Consider the following 15,334-nt stretch of genomic DNA (forward strand, 5'->3'; position numbering starts at 1 on the left):
CGTGGACCGGTCCAGTTCGCAAGTCAGGGCGGCTTAGGGAGCGGCCCGCTGTCGCAGTTCGGTGGTGATAGCGGCGCAGGCTGCCTGATGGGCATCCGTGAGCTGGATCAGCAGGCGTGCGGCATCATCGAGGCGCGCAAGGCGACCCAGGCCTTCGAGTTCCTTGCAGTGGGCAGCCGTGGCCAAGGCGCCGAGTTGGGCGCTGCTGGACTTCAACCGATGCGCCGCCTTGGTCAGGGCGCTCGGGTCTTGTATCCGCACCGCGGCGCGAATCTCTTCCACCAGGAGTCGGGAATCCTCGAGATAGGTTGTGAGTACCCGTGCCAGAATATCCGGGCGTCCGGGGCGTTGAAGCGAGCGGATCGCATCCCAAGCGGTTTTGTCGATGTCAGCAAGGGCAGGAGATGGCGTTTGTTCACGGGGCGAACCGACCGGCTCGGGCGGAGAGGGAGGCGCGGCGATGGCTTCCTCATGAGCGGCAGGTGTCGATGCCAGCCATTGCGTCAGTACCGTGCTGAGTTGTGCCATGGTGAACGGTTTCGCCAGGTAGTCGTCCATGCCGGCGGCGAGGCAGCGGTTCCGATCGCCTTCCATGGCATTGGCCGTGAGCGCGATGATGGGTACATGGTGCGTAGCCTCGGCGGCCTGTTCTTGTTGCCGGATGGCGCTGGTGGCGGTAAAGCCGTCCATCTCGGGCATCTGGCAATCCATGAGGACCAGATCGAAGTGTTCCCGCGCAAATGCTTCTACTGCGAGGCGACCATTTTCGACGGCCTGAATACGGTATCCCAGCACCTCCAACATGCCCATTGCGACTTCCCGATTCACGGGGGTGTCTTCGACTAGGAGAATCTGGCGAACTTCTGATTGGCTGCCGGTGCGAGCGGCGGTCGGCTGAACCGGCTGTCGAAGGGGGATCGCTGGTCGCGCCTGAAGCAGGCCCAGCAGGGCCTGCCGGAGGAGGCTCTTTCGGACCGGTTTGGTGACCCATGCATCGACGGAGGGGCCGTCGGAGGCCCTCGCATCGTACGTGACCGAGGTGAGCATCAAGAGGCGGAGGTCGGCTAAGTGCGGATCGCGTCGGATAGCCTGCGCCAGTTGGAGTCCATCCATGTCCGGCATGTGCAGGTCTAGAACGGCCAGCTCGAACGGTTGTTGTGCCGCGACGGCGGATTGAAGTTGCGCCAGCGCTTCCTGGGCGGAAGCGGCCAATAGGGGGAGCGCGCCCCACGCGCGGAGATGCTCATCCAGGATTTCACGATTGGCGGCGGTGTCATCGACGACCAGGATTCGTTTGTTCAGCAGGACCTCCTCGAGAGCCTCACCCGCTGCGATAGGGGAGGGGCGCTCGAAGACGGCCGTAAACCAGAAGGTCGATCCTTGCCCGACCTGGCTTTCCACCCCTATCTGGCCCTGCATAAGGGCCACGAGTTCCTTGACGATTGTGAGCCCGAGTCCTGTCCCGCCGAAGCGGCGGGTGGTCGTTCCGTCGGCTTGAGAGAAGGCTTCGAAAATACGCTGGTGCGCCTCCACTGGAATGCCGACGCCGGAGTCCTTCACCGCGAATCGAAGGGTCACGGTCGTCTCCGTCTCGGCCAGCCAGTCGACGCGCACGTTGATTTCCCCGGCCGTGGTGAATTTCAGCGCATTACTCACGAGATTCAACAATGTTTGCCGGAGTCGAGTCGGATCGCCGCGGAGCACTCCGGGGATTGCACCGTGCAGATGACAGGTCAATTCCAGGTTTTTCCGCTGGGCCGGCCCGGCGAAGAGCTCGACGGCGCTTTCAACCGTGTCCCGGAGATCGAAATCCACTCGTTCGAGTTGAAGTTTGCCCGCTTCGATTTTGGAAAAGTCGAGCACGTCGTTGATGATTCCAAGGAGCGCTTCGCCGGATTGTTGGATGGTTTGTGTCAGGTGTTGTTGCCGGGGATCGAGCGTGGTCGTGAGCAGAAGCTCAGTCATGCCCAGGACGCCGTTCATCGGCGTCCGGATTTCATGGCTCATGTTGGCCAAGAATTGCGATTTGGCGAGACTGGCGGCCTGCGCAGCATCGGCCAATCGGCGAGCCTCTCGGGAGGCATGTTCCAGTTGCTGGGTTCGCTCGGCGACCTTGGCTTCCAGACTTTGCTGATAGTCCTGAATCTGTTTTTGGGAGGTGCGCAGTTGGAGCGTCATCCGATTGAATGCATCGGCCAGCCGCTGGACCTCGTCGTTGGTGCGAGCCTCGACATCGACGTCGAAGCGTCCTTCGGCGATCCGGTCTGCCGCCTCAACCAAGGCCAAAACCGGTTTGGTGATATTTCGCGTGAGGATCAACGTGACGGTGAGCCCCATCAGGAGGACCACTCCGACGACGAGGCCGGTGACCAGGACGAATTGCTGCAAATTTTTTCGCAACCGGTCTTGGCTCAGGCCGAGTTGCAGATAACCAATGACGGTCGCAGATGTCGATCCTGCGTTGGAGTCGAGGAACAACGGGTCAGCCGACGACACCGGCCGGCTCACCACCGGCACCAGGATATCAATGTAGGCTGGATGGCCGGGCTTAAGGACCACTTCCTCGAACAGCATGTCACCGGCCGCCGGCAGATGGTCTCCGCGGGTCGTCGGGATCGTGATCTGGAGGTCCCAGGTTTCTTTCAAGAGCACCTGCCGTTCCTTGCCGAGCACGGCGACATAGGCGATGTCCGGCAAGGCGTGTAGCCCATCGATCACCCGGCGGAGGGCATCCTGGTTTTCCGTATACACGGCATATTCGCTGTTGTGCGCGATCATGGTCGCGGTGCTGAGTCCGGTGTTCGTCAAATCCTGGTAGCGGGCGGTGATTTCTCTGTGCACGACGAACGCAGCGATGCCGATCGCGGTCACGACCACGAGGCTGATGCTCAGGAAGTTGAGCTTATTTCGTAGGCTAAGACTTGTCCGCATAGCCAAACCTTTGTCTATTGGAATACGTGCGCGGCGCCGCGCACGATCTCTTGGGATAACTCCAGGTTCATGGCGCCAGCCGTTTTTAAGTTCACGACATACATAACTTTTCGCGGATGAAGAGGGACGAGGCTGCCCGCGTCGGTTCCCCCTAATATCTTCCCCGCGATCTCTCCGCATTGGCTGCCGATGTCGAGGTAGTCGCGATCGAGGGCGTAGAGAGCGCCGGCCTTGACCCACGATGTTGATAGCCCTGCCAAAGGAATCTTGTTCCGAAACGTGCTCAGGAGAATCGGCTCGGCCGTGTGCGGGGTCATCACGATCGAGTCCGAAATCCCCCACAGGGCATCGACGTGACGTGACAAGTTTTCAAGGGCATCGGGCAAGGCGCGCGGGGTGTCGACGGCTTGTGCGACCAGGATGACCCCGGAATTTTTCGCGACCTGCAGGGCGTTATTGATTTTGGTTTGGTTTTCCTTGGGATTGAAGAGCACCCCGACGGTCCCGGCACCGGGAACGATGCGGCGAAGCCACTGCAGTTGAGTCTCCAAGGGGAAGTCCAGCAGCACGGCGGTGGCGTTCGGGGAGGATTTGATGTCATCCGCGCTCACGATCATGGTGGCGAGAATGGGAAGATGACCGACTTCGCGCACGGCAGCCTGGGTGGCCGCGCTGCCCAATGTCACGACCAGGCGAGCCCCCGAGTTCTTCAGATCGTTCAACGCCTCCTGTGTTTTGGCGGTGTTGCCTTGAAGGAAATGGACTTCAAGGCTGGCGCCGATGCCTTGTTTGGTCAGCGATTGCTGAATCCCGGCGAGCACCTCCTGATAGGGCTGGATGTCCTGGCCGCTGAGCACCATGATGCGGTCGGACTTGGCAGCTACGACATCGCAGTGCATCAGCAGCCCGAGGGCGCTGAGTGCCAGACCGATCGCAATTGTCTGAAGGAGGCGCATGAGTCGACGCATCAGTCGGAGGGGCCTTTAAAAACGGTATTTCAGCTTGACCCAGAATGTTCGGCCGTCCTGGTCGATGACATCCTGCACATGTTCCCCAGAACCAGGATATCCATACTTCTGGTTCATGAGGTTGTTGATGTGGCCAGAGAGTTCCCATCCTTTGACGATCCGTTGGCTGAACAATGAGACGTTCAGAATGTAAAAAGGGCTGGCACTGTTTCCGGCGAGTGTGAGGCGCGAACTCGTGAAGCGCCCCTCGAATCCCGCGAACAGTTTGTCGGCGACGACCGGAAGGATCAGGTTGGCTTTCGCAAGATGTTGTGGGGAGTTCGTCAGTTGTCGGCCTCCGTCCTCGTTTTCCGTGCGCTGCAGGGCATAGCTCACGCGTCCTTCCGCGCCCGACGGCCATTTCCCTTCCAGAGCGAGTTCCACGCCACGAGCCAGGATATTGTCCACGTTGTTGTAAAACAGTTTCCCGTCGGTCGGGTCGGTGGTTTGGCTGATCAAGCCTGAGATGTTGTACTGGTACAAGCTGCCGAGGGCACGGAGGTGATTCCCCAGGTATTGCTCAACCACGAGCTCGTAGGTCTTGATTCGTTCAGGTTTGATGTCTGGATTGGCCTTGAAGGTGGTCCCAGTCACATAGAATTGCTCGTAGGGATTGGGCGCGCGGAACGCCTGCCCGTACAACAATTTAACCGTGGTCTTGTCCCAGGTTGAAATGAGCGCCGCTCGGGGATTTGTGGTGCCTCCAAAGGTGCTGTACTGGTCATGCCGAACGCCGGCGTTCAGGACGAGATGGTCGGTGATGGCCCATTCGTCCTGCAAATAGGTTGCGATGAAACTCGATTGGCGTTTGTCGTCGAGGTAGGTTGAGGGAGGCGCAATGTCCGCGTTGCTTTGATTGAGGCGAAATTGGTCCCGATACTCCGCGCCGATCGTTACTTTGTGACTGTCGAACAGCCGCTTGGTAATCATCAGTTCCGTGCCCCACCAGTCGGCTTCCGTCGAGTCCTTGTTAATGGTGAAGGGGGGTGTGCCGGTCCCGGCATAGTCGTACGGAAGGTGTGCGCGATAATAGTAGCGATCGTAATAGACTCGCGCCTTCACGTTGAATTGGTTGGCAAGCTCATGCTGGTAGACGAGGTCAAGATAGGTCCGTTCGTCGAGCGTGTGTTGTCGGTTGTCGTTGAATACGGTGCCGAACGAGGCAGTGGGCACGTTTTTTTTGCGCCATTGGTGGCCGCCCAAGAGGGTGAAGTCTCCATAGGAGAGCTTGCCGGTGTAGTAGTACAGGTTGTCCCGATCCGCATCTTTGGCGATGCCGTTGTTGGTGGACGCGAATGCCGGGTATGAGATCTCCCGGTGTCCTTCGCTGTCTGAGAAGGAGCCTGAGAGGAGCATCTCGACTCCGTTCGAGAACTTGTTTCCGTAAGTCAGACGGCTTCGATAGGTGTTGAAGCTGCCGGCTTCACCGGAGACCTCCGTGCCTTTGATGTCGCGTCCCCGCTTGGTGATCACGTTGACGACCCCGAAAAACGCATTAGTGCCATACAACGAAGATCCCGGGCCTTTGATGATTTCGACTCTGTCGATCAAATCGACGTCGATCGGCATTTCCGTGCCGGCCCCGCCCTCGTCGTAGACGGCGTCGTTGAGTCGATGGTTGTCGACCAACAGCAACACCCGGGAGGTGTAGTCTCCCGGCCGGTTGAATCCCCGAAACCCGAGGTAGCCGTAATTCCGGTCGTTGCTGGTAAATAGTCCCGGGACGCTGTCGAGTATTTGGGCAAGGCTTCGGTAGCCGTATTTCTTGATTTGGTCTGCGGTGATGATAAAGACGGCCGCCGGCGCCTCGTTCACTTTCTGGTCATACTTCGCTGCGCCGTAGACCGAAGGAATTTCCTCGAAGAGCGTGACTTCCTTCCCAATCTGGTTGTTGGCCGGGGCGGAGGCCGTCGTCGAAATGTCGGGCAAATCCAGCGCGGAGTTCTCTGGGAACGAAGCCGGGATCTCGGAGGTTTCTGCCGCATGGGATGTCGATATGAAAGACGTCAACATCGTGGCGGCCGAGAGGACCCCAGCGGCGATGAACACTATCGGTTTGCAGGTGTAGGAAAGACCAGTCATGTCCGGCTCCATGGATTAGTCCTATCTCGCTCGTATCGGTCGAAAATCTACGCAACTTGATGGAACTGCAGGACGGGTCGCGAGGAGCGGGTATGTGGTTGCGTGCGTGCGCAAGCGAACGGAGAGCGGGTCTTGCGTGCGGGATTAGGGAGTCGTGTGGCTACGCAGCTTCGCTTCGATGGTGTCGCAGGCTTCGCGGTGTGCGCTGCTCAATTGTTCGACCAGAGGACTGCACGATTCAGCGCGGCCTTCGCGTCCGAGGACTTCCAATTCCCCACAGCGCGCGGCTAAGGCCAGCGCCCCAAGCTGTGCGCTGCTGGATTTGAGGCGGTGTGCTGCTTCGAACAGGATTCGGGAGTTTCCCGTCGTGGCGGCCTCGCGAATTTGATCGACGAGTTCCCTCGAGTCCTTGAGGTACTGGGTCAGCACCTTGATCAGGAGGTCGGGCCCTCCTTGTTTCTGGAGGTCACGGATCTGGTTCCAGGCTTGGAGATCGAATGGAACGGAATCGTGCGGTTGATCCGTCGGGGGCGATGGAGTTTCCGGTGGAACCGCATGGGGCTGCGTCCAGTGGCTCAAGGCTTCCGCGAGTTGTTCAAGGGAAAACGGCTTGGCCAGGTAGTCGTCCATCCCGGCTTTCAAGCACAGGTCTCGATCACCTTCCATGGCATTGGCTGTGAGGGCCACGATGGGGGTGTGTATTGAGAGCTGCCCCTTTTCCTCCATCCGGCGAATCTGTTGCGTGGCGGTAAAGCCATCCATGCCCGGCATCTGGCAATCCATCAGGATCAAATCAAAAGATTGGGTTGCGGCGGCCTCCACCGCTTCCCGGCCGTTTTCGACCATGTGGACGGTGCAGCCGAGCAATTCGAGCATGCCCGAGGCCACTTCCCGGTTGACCGGGTTGTCCTCGGCCAGCAAGAGATGCGCGGAGAAAAATGAGCTTCTTGAGGGGCGCGGGGCAGGTGTGGTCCTGTCGGGCAGCGCAGCGAAGATCCGGTCCAGACAATCCTTCAACGCGGTCTGATGGACAGGTTTCTGCAACCAACTCCGGAAGAGGTTGTCACGGGCGCCCTGAGGCACGCGATCCATCGAGCTGAGTGCGACCAGAATGAGCCCTTCGCAACCGGGCCGGCTCTTGATCAAGCGGGCCAAGCCGACCCCGTCCATTTCAGGCATTTGAAGATCAAGAATCGCCAAATTGAAGGCCTCCGGAGTGGGTTCCGTGTTCAGCCGTGCCAGGACTTCGGTTCCGCCCGTTTCGGCCACGACCGTCGCTCCCCAGTTCTCAAGATGAGACTGCAGGATATGGAGATTCGTTGGATTGTCGTCGACGATCAGAATGCGGCGGCCGGCTAGGCTGCGTTCCGGGAAACCGGATTGCGGCGCAGGATCCGGGCTGATGCCGAGCGTCACCGTGAACCAGAATGTGGAACCGATTCCCGGGGTGCTCTCCAGCCCGACCTCTCCGCCCATGAGCTGCACCAACTGTTTGACAATGGCGAGTCCGAGGCCGGTTCCCCCGAAGCGCCGTGTCGTTGAGCCGTCGGCTTGAGAGAAGGCTTTGAACAGGCGCTTCTGGGCCTCAGGAGGGACGCCGAGGCCGGTGTCACGAATCAGGCACTTCAGTCGTAACGCGCCGTCGCGATCTGCCAGGCGTTCGAGCGTGATCGCCACCTCGCCTTCCTTCGTGAACTTGATCGCATTGCCGATCAGGTTGAGCAGAACCTGCCGAAGCCGCACCGGGTCTCCCACCACTCCGTCAGGAAGATCGGGCGGCAAAAAACAGGTGAGTTCGATGTGCTTGCGCGCAGCGGTTTGGGCGAACAGATCGACGGCTTCTTCGACTGTTTGCCGCAGGCCGAAGGTGATCGATTCTAGTTCGAGTTTCCCGGCCTCGATCTTTGAGAAATCGAGAATGTCGTTGATGATTTGGAGCAACGCGGAGCCGGAGCGATGGGCGCTTTCGGTCAGCGCGCGCTGCTTGGCCGTTAAGTCGGTCGAGAGGAGCAACTCAGTCATACCCAGGACGCCGTTCATGGGCGTGCGGATTTCATGGCTCATGTTCGCGAGGAATTGGGATTTCGCCACGCTGGCGGCTTCCGCCGCGTCTTTGGCCTTGATGAGGTCAGCCGTTCGAGCTGCCACCGCTTCTTCAAGCGACGCGGTAAAGGACCGCACGGCGTGAGTTTGCGTACGCAAGAGGGCGGTGGTCGTATTCACGAGCGCCAACATCCGTTCTAATTCCCCGCCGCCGTGAGCCCCGGTGTTGGCGGCGACCGCTTCCGGGGATCCGAGGTCTGAGGCTGATTGATTGGCGGTTTCGGACAGTTCCGAGAGCGTGTTCTGCAACTCCGCCCCCGTATTTCGCAGATAGGCCGTGATGCGCCCAATCCCGAGTTGAAGGGAGAGGATGCTGGCACCGATCAGGAAGATCGACAGCAGAATCAACTGTTGGGCGGTCTCCGTCAGCTGGCGTTGCATGGAGGCCAGAGAGAATTCAGTTCTCGCCCAGGCAACGACGGTGTCGTTGTCCCAAAGAGGTTCCCAAACGATCAGCGCAGCTCCGCCTGTGTCCGATTCGCGCAAATCGACATGCTCCACGTTGACTCGTTCGTTGGCGGCAATGATATCCGGCGCCAGCTCCCGTCCGATTCTGTCCGGGTGCATCGCCGCCACGATCATATGATCGGGATCGATGATGTCGACGTTGAGGACGTCGGCGTCGTCGCGATATCGACCCAATGCTTCTTGGATGCGGAAGAGGTTGTCTAGGATGGCCGCTCCTCCCATCACGGCGAAGGTGCGGCTGATCGACAACGCGCGGTCCCGCGTCGAATCCTGAATGGTCTTCTGCAGCTGTAACAGGCGGGCGACGGCAAAGACGGACATGATAGTAATCAGCAACACGGAAAGCGTGATGCTGACGCGCAGCCGCAGGTTGCCTTTCCACGTGCTGCGAACGCGGTCGGCCCAGGAGGCATCAATGTGATGGGCTGTTTTCATGGTATTGGAACTCGAAGAGCACCGAGACCTCTCCTCGCGGGGGAATCGTGACCGTCTTCGATAGCCGGCCCAAGGTCTCGTGCCATACCGTGACCGTCCGCTCACCTGGCGGGAGTCCGGAGATCCGGAACGTCCCGGCATCATCGGTGACGCTGAAGTAGGAGTGGCCGAATACGAGGATATACCCTTCCATGAACCGGTGGGCGTCACAGCGAACTTGATAAATGCCCGGTGCTTTCAGTCGCTTGACGATGGGTTTTGTGCCAGGCATCAGCGCGACGTTCACAAACGTTCGGCTCTCATGCGTGATGTGTGTGTTGTGCATGACGCCATCTTCATTCCTGATTTCCAGGGCGTGATTCATGTCCGAGGCTTGAATCCGCGGAGTAAAGGCGCAGGTACGGTTGCTGAGCGCAATCGGAGTCGGGTCGGGATTCACGACCGGCACACCCGCAATTCCCTCAACCTCGGCTACCGCCCCGCGGATCCCTTTACCTGCTGGATCAACGACCAGCGATTCGATGGGAACCTGCGACCCGCAGAACTCCGTATCCCTCGAGACGCTCGCCATGGCGGCGGAGGGCGGTACCCCAGTCAGCGTGACCCGTCCGATGAGGTCGGCGCCTGAGGCGGCCTCGGCAGAGGCTTCAAGATTGAACAATAGGCACAGGATTGCGAATGTAAAATGTTTCATCGGCAGGCACTCCTCCGGTACCTGTATCGGTTGAATGAAGGCAGGACTTGATCCTGAGGCGAGGGGGCGGCTGGAAGCGGGGAATACGGGGATAGTGGTCTTGATGGGCTGTATACCTCAAACGGGTGAAGGCGCGGTTTTGGCTAGGGGTGTCGCGAGCATAGGCGTTTCAACGACCTAAGATTGGATTAGGCCGCTTTGTCGGTGCCTGGTTGCCTTCTGGACTGTGCTGCATGCGGACTTCCCGGAAGGTGCTTTTCAACGATCGTCGCCAGTTGTTCGAGGGAAAATGGCTTGGAGAGGTAATCGTCCATTCCCGCCGCCAGGCACCGTTGGCGGTCGCCGTCCATGGCATTGGCCGTCAGTGCAATGATGGGAACCGATACGGACCGATGAGGGCCCTGTTCCTGCAGACGGATGGCTTCTGTAGCCGCAAAGCCATCCATCTTCGGCATCTGGCAATCCATGAGAATGAGATCGACCGGGGCGTGAAGGGCTATAGCTACGGCGTCATGGCCGTTCTCGACTAGTGAAACGCGGTAGCCCAGTAGTTCAAGCATGCTTTGGGACACTTCCCGATTGACGGGATTGTCCTCTGCCACGAGGATGTGGCCCCGGGGCGTGGTCCGCGCTGTTGGTGTGGCCGCCTGAGTCACTGCGACCTTTCCTGCTCGGCGCCAGACGCGTCGAAGGCAGTCGCGCAATTGAGATTGCCGCGCCGGCTTCCTAAGCCACGCGGCAAAATCCGAATCCGCGGTCGATCGTTCTTCACTCGGAAGATCGATGGAACTCAAAGCTACCAGCTGTACCTGTTGCAGACTGGGGTCCGCTTTGATAGCAGTGGCCAAGGTCAATCCATCTGTGTCGGGCATTTGGATGTCCACCACGGCCAATTCGATCGGTTCATGCCGGTCGGCGGCTTCCTGTAGGAGGCTGAGCGCTTGGGCGGCGGAATCGGCCGTCCAGACCTGTGCTCCCCACGCCGTGAGGTGCGAGTCCAAAATATCGCGGTTGGTATGGTTGTCATCGACGACCAATACCCGGCAGCCGTAAAGGTCAGTGGTGCATGCCGGCTCCCGCTGCTGGGCTGCCAGATCCAGTCGAATCGTAAACCAGAACGCCGCCCCTTGGCCGGGGCTACTCTCGACGCCGACGTCTCCGCCCATCAACTGTGCCAATTGCTTGACGATCGCCAGCCCAAGGCCCGTGCCGCCAAAGCGCCGCGTCGTACTCCCATCCGCCTGAGAGAAGGCCTGGAATAGCCGGTCTCTTGCCTCGACTGTCATCCCGATTCCCGTGTCCCTCACCTCGAATCGTAGGTCCATGGCATGGGGGGCTTGATTGATGGGTAGGACCCGCACTGCGACCTCACCCTGTTCGGTGAACTTGACGGCATTGCCGATGAGATTCAGCAGGATTTGCCGGAGGCGCACCGGATCACCCATGACCGAGTCCGGCAGCTCCGGCGGGATGTCGCATGAAAGCTCCAGCTGCTTGCGGTTGGCTGGTTCTACGAAGAGTTCCACCGCTTCCTCGATTGTTTGCCTGAGGCCGAATTCAATGCGCTCCAGTTGGAGTTTGCCGGCTTCGATTTTCGAGAAATCAAGGATATCGTTGATAATCTGGAGCAGCGCCGTTCCCGAGCGGTGGACGCTTTCGGCCAGGTGCCGCTGGCGATCATTCAGTGGAGTGGTCAGGAGCAGTTCGGTAAGCCCGAGCACGCCATTCATCGGAGTGCGAATTTCATGGCTCATATTGGCAAGGAATTGGCTTTTTGCCGCCGTGGCTGCCTCTGCCGTTTCCTTGGCGTGGCGGAGTTCGATCTCCGCATCTTTTCGTTGCGTGATGTCCATGATCGCGGCGACGATGACCGCGCCCTGCCCAGTCGTGACTGAGCGGAGCCCGATTTCGGCGGGAAATTCAGTCCCGTCCTTGCGTCGCCCGCGGAGATCCCGGCCGGTGCCCATCGTTCGGGAGCGGGGTTGGGCCATAAAGGCATTACGGTCCTGTGCATGCTGGGTGCGCGCGGTTTCTGGAATCAACATTTCGACGGAGCGTCCGAGCAACTCCTCCCGGGGATAGCCGAAGATTTTTTCCGTTTCCGCGTTGACCATGCGCATGAGACCTGACTGATCAACGAGGATCATCCCACTGGGGGCCGACTCGACCACGATGCGGAGGGTTTCCTCGCTGAGTTTGCGTTCCGAAAGGTCTCGAATGAACCCGCTGAAAGTGGCGCCCAGCGGCGATATGAGCGGAACAATCGTCAATTCGACCGGAAATTTCGTGCCGTCTGATCGGATGGCCGAGATTTCGATGCGCTTGCCCAACGTGGGGCCCTCGCCGGTGGCAAGATAACGCGCAAGACCTTGGTTATGGGCATCCCGATATTCAGGTGGAATAATAGTTTCGGAGAGCGGTTGTCCAAGCACGGAGTCTTTGGGCCGACCGAAGATGTGTTCGGCTTGGGGATTCCAGTCGACGATGCGACCCGCCTCGTCCATGACCACCACGGCGTCCAGTGCGCTGTCGAGGATGGAACGAGTTTGTGCCTCGCTTGTTCTCAGACGGCGAATGAGCGGGTCGCTCACGGTTCGGCTGATCAACCAACCGACGAGGATCAGGATCGCCAAGTGGCTGATCCCCAGGACGCTGAGGAGATACAGTCTGCGGGTGAGTGCCTCGCTGGCCTCATTTTCGATTTGGGCCCGGTGGTCATCGGCAAGCCGGACCAAAGAGAGTACTTCCCGCCGATGGAGTTGGAACTGCTGCATCAAAGGGCCATAGGCGAGGTCTGTCATGGTCCGGACATCTCCGCGCATCGTCGCGGGCAGAAAGGCCTGTTCCCACCGACGGTAAAATTCGGTCGCGGATCGTTGCGAAGTGAGGAACTGGGTCTGCAAGGGACCCGGCGGGAGGCGGCGTTGCCAGGACTCTGATTTTGCTTCGAACTCGTTCTTCAGCGATTGAAATCGATCGATGAGCGTCTGTCGTTGGGAGGGCTCGACGCTTAAGAGCTCAAGCGTCACCAGGTAAGAGTCGACGATGTAAAGCGGGGGCGGCAAGGCGTCGACGACGAGATCCTTGCTTTGAACGATCTCTGCATACAGTGGCCCGTGAACTTGCACCGTCGAAATTGTGTCGTAAACGGCAAAGGCGAATAGGCCGGTCGCCAGAGTGGCCCCACCAATGAGCATCGCAAGCCGTTGCTCAAGGCCGGTTGGTTGAGATCTGTTTCGGGAGGCGGGGGCCATACCCCTCATTTCCATTCCAATGTTCGACCTAGTGCGAACGCTCTGGCCTTATCGGCTTGGAGACGGCAGGCCTTAACTGGTAAGGCCATGAAAACCTAAGATAATCGAATGGTTTGCTTGAGGCGCCTGGTGTGGCCTGCGCCTATCTCATTAGGTGATCTGAGACCAGACGGCGAGCAATGTACCGATTGGACTACGAAAAGTAGGCGCGGGGTGGGGGAATACCCCTTGGTGCGAGGGAGGTTATGGGTATGTCGCGTCGATAATACTCGAAAGCCCTCCACGGGCGGTGAATTCGCCGGTGACGCGGGCTTTGATTGGGCGGGCTGCGGCTACGACGTCCCGTAGGATCCGGTTGACGGCATTTTCATAGAAAATGCCAAGATTGCGATAGGCGTGGATATACATCTTGAGGGCCTTGAGTTCGAGACAGTGTTCATTCGGGGTGTACCGAAGGGTGATCGTCCCGAAATCAGGCAGGTTGGTCTTAGGGCAGATCGCCGTATACTCGGGAATCACGATCGTGATCTCGTATCCTTTAAATTGATTGGGAAACGTCTCGATCTCGGGAAGCGGCGTGGTGAGGCCGCTTTTCGCATGGCGTTCATCGTACCCGAGCTTCGTTGATTTCCTTTTTCTTGTCTTGTTTTGCACACGTGCCTCTCTGCGGCGAGACTCTAGTCCTAAGGGGCCTGCGTCTAGTTTTGATGCGGCTACAATTCCAATTCAGGCGACGCTCGGCCAGATCAGACCTGTTTCATCCATTCCAACTGTCCCAACTCTTCCAGTTTGCGGTACAGCGTGACCCAGGGGCAGGTCATATCCGGGTACACTTCGCAAAACCCGCCCTTTCGCACGCCGCCACAGGGACCATGGCTCATGAACTTGGGGCATTCGGCTTTGAGCGAGCCGTCGGGAATCGGAGGTCGTTTATGGACTCCACCGACATGGGCGTCGCCCTGTTCTTCTCCGGGTATTAGAACTCGTAGTGGCATGCGTCGTACTGTAAACCGAAATCGAGGAACCAACAACCTTTACCTGCTTCCTACGCGAAGTGCAACCGAGCAGAGGTTCTAGCCGGTGTTTTCTCATTGCGAACTCCAGTCTGCTTCGACTTGGAATTTAGGGCCAAGGGCCTAGCGGGCCAGGAGCCGCTAGGCCTTCTTTCGTGAGGGGTGGGCCTTCTGTAAAGTTGCAATGCTCTTATGGACTCTATAGACTTGAGATTGTCCTGAAATGACAGTGACTTCTGCTGCTGCTTGTGATTGACAGAAATTTTGGGGCTTTGTTACACTCGCCGGCGCTAAGCAGAATCAGTTTTGGCGGTTCTTGTCTGCGTCGGCTTTTGCCAGCACTCAAGTCGGTCCACGTCGACATCATCTCGAATTGGTGCTCGCTCCATTCCCTGGTGGGAATGGCGGCAGCTTCCATAGAGACATAAGGGAGGGAATCCACATGAGCTTAGATTATGTGAAGTTTTCGAGCGGCTTCGAAAAGTTCATGCCGAAGGAATATCGGGACATGGTTGAGCATGGCCCGTTTGGTAAGAAGGTTTCCGTCTCTCAGATGGGATCCTTCAAGGAAGTCCTCGAAGAACATCCCATGTGCGCCGGATGCGCGATGACCCTCTTCATCCGGCTGGCCATGATTTCCTTCCCAAATCCGGAAGATACGATCACCGTCGGTACCGCCGGCTGCGGGCGTCTGGCGATTTCCCAGGCTGCCATCCCCTTCGTCTACGGCAACTATGGTGACCAGAACGGCGTGGCCAGCGGGCTCTCCCGCGGTCTGCGGCTCCGTTTTGGTGACAAACCGAAAGACGTGGTCGTGATGGCGGGCGACGGCGGCACGGCTGATATCGGCTTCCAGCAGGTGCTCCACTCCTGGTTCCGCAAGGAACGTTTCACCACCATCATGTTGGACAATGAAGTGTACGGCAACACCGGTGGTCAGGAGAGCGGCATGACAAACCGTGGCGCAGTTTTGAAGATGGCGCCGCTCGGTAAGAAATTCGAAAAGATGGATATGGTGCAGATGGCCAAGGTGGCCGGTTGCGCCTACGTGGCGACGGTGGTGCCCAACAATCCGCGCCGCGTGGAAAGCGTGATCAAGAAGGCTGTGCTCATCGCGCGTGAAGTCGGTTCTACCTACATTCAGGCCTACACCTCCTGCAACATCGAATACGCGATCCCGACCGACAAGGTCATGGAAGATGCCAAGTCGGTGGAAAACGATCGCTACCAGTTCACCGAATTCATCAGTGACGAGGCCAAGCAGTACCTGACCGATCGGTACGGATATAAGGAATTCCAGCAGAAGGCTGCTGCTCCTGCCGGCTCGATTCCTGGTAAGGCCTAAGC

The 15,334-nt window shown here is 58.8% G+C and carries 9 protein-coding genes; 1 reads left to right on the forward strand and 8 read right to left on the reverse strand.

Features of this window, described 5'->3' with window-relative positions; all coding sequences use genetic code 11:
• Positions 1-33: 33 nt before the first annotated feature.
• The 8 genes from KF814_10335 to KF814_10370 all read right to left on the reverse strand — a co-directional run bounded on the left by KF814_10335 (position 34) and on the right by KF814_10370 (position 13,969).
• Positions 34-2,931 (reverse strand): response regulator, encoded by a 2,898-nt coding sequence (locus tag KF814_10335; protein MBX3236542.1) that lies wholly within the window; start codon positions 2,929-2,931, stop codon positions 34-36.
• Positions 2,932-2,945: 14 nt separating this feature from the next.
• Positions 2,946-3,887: an ABC transporter substrate-binding protein gene (locus KF814_10340; protein MBX3236543.1), complete on the reverse strand. Its 942-nt coding sequence runs from the start codon at positions 3,885-3,887 to the stop codon at positions 2,946-2,948.
• Between the two features lie 27 nt (positions 3,888-3,914).
• Entirely contained in the window at positions 3,915-6,020 is a 2,106-nt protein-coding gene (locus tag KF814_10345) for a TonB-dependent receptor (protein ID MBX3236544.1), read from the reverse strand.
• Positions 6,021-6,164: 144 nt separating this feature from the next.
• Positions 6,165-9,026: a response regulator gene (locus KF814_10350; GenBank protein MBX3236545.1), complete on the reverse strand. Its 2,862-nt coding sequence runs from the start codon at positions 9,024-9,026 to the stop codon at positions 6,165-6,167.
• Positions 9,004-9,720 (reverse strand): hypothetical protein, encoded by a 717-nt coding sequence (locus tag KF814_10355; protein ID MBX3236546.1) that lies wholly within the window; start codon positions 9,718-9,720, stop codon positions 9,004-9,006. The genes KF814_10350 and KF814_10355 overlap by 23 nt, the downstream gene beginning before the upstream one ends.
• Positions 9,721-9,908: 188 nt before the next feature.
• Positions 9,909-12,974: a PAS domain S-box protein gene (locus KF814_10360; protein ID MBX3236547.1), complete on the reverse strand. Its 3,066-nt coding sequence runs from the start codon at positions 12,972-12,974 to the stop codon at positions 9,909-9,911.
• Positions 12,975-13,217: 243 nt separating this feature from the next.
• Positions 13,218-13,628 carry a preQ(1) synthase gene (gene queF, locus KF814_10365; protein MBX3236548.1) on the reverse strand — a complete coding sequence of 137 codons (411 nt, stop codon included), beginning with the start codon at positions 13,626-13,628 and terminating at the stop codon, positions 13,218-13,220.
• A 92-nt stretch (positions 13,629-13,720) separates the two neighbouring features.
• On the reverse strand, positions 13,721-13,969 hold the full coding sequence (locus tag KF814_10370) for a methylenetetrahydrofolate reductase C-terminal domain-containing protein (GenBank protein MBX3236549.1): 249 nt from the start codon (positions 13,967-13,969) through the stop codon (positions 13,721-13,723).
• A 460-nt stretch (positions 13,970-14,429) separates the two neighbouring features.
• Between KF814_10370 and KF814_10375 the strand changes: the two genes are divergently transcribed.
• A complete protein-coding gene (locus KF814_10375; protein ID MBX3236550.1) occupies positions 14,430-15,332 on the forward strand; it encodes a ferredoxin oxidoreductase in 903 nt (300 codons plus the stop codon).
• Positions 15,333-15,334: the final 2 nt, after the last annotated feature.

This window comes from Nitrospiraceae bacterium (assembly GCA_019637075.1).
Classification (GTDB): domain Bacteria; phylum Nitrospirota; class Nitrospiria; order Nitrospirales; family Nitrospiraceae; genus JAHBWI01.

Excerpts from the sequence above, each read along its gene's own strand:
- KF814_10335 (MBX3236542.1), bottom strand. The coding sequence starts at position 2,931 with ATGCGGACAAGTCTTAGCCTACGAAATAAGCTCAACTTCCTGAGCATC.
- KF814_10340 (MBX3236543.1), bottom strand. The coding sequence starts at position 3,887 with ATGCGCCTCCTTCAGACAATTGCGATCGGTCTGGCACTCAGCGCCCTC.
- KF814_10345 (MBX3236544.1), bottom strand. The coding sequence starts at position 6,020 with ATGACTGGTCTTTCCTACACCTGCAAACCGATAGTGTTCATCGCCGCT.
- KF814_10350 (MBX3236545.1), bottom strand. The coding sequence starts at position 9,026 with ATGAAAACAGCCCATCACATTGATGCCTCCTGGGCCGACCGCGTTCGC.
- KF814_10355 (MBX3236546.1), bottom strand. The coding sequence starts at position 9,720 with ATGAAACATTTTACATTCGCAATCCTGTGCCTATTGTTCAATCTTGAA.
- KF814_10360 (MBX3236547.1), bottom strand. The coding sequence starts at position 12,974 with ATGGCCCCCGCCTCCCGAAACAGATCTCAACCAACCGGCCTTGAGCAA.
- KF814_10370 (MBX3236549.1), bottom strand. The coding sequence starts at position 13,969 with ATGCCACTACGAGTTCTAATACCCGGAGAAGAACAGGGCGACGCCCAT.
- KF814_10375 (MBX3236550.1), top strand. The coding sequence starts at position 14,430 with ATGAGCTTAGATTATGTGAAGTTTTCGAGCGGCTTCGAAAAGTTCATG.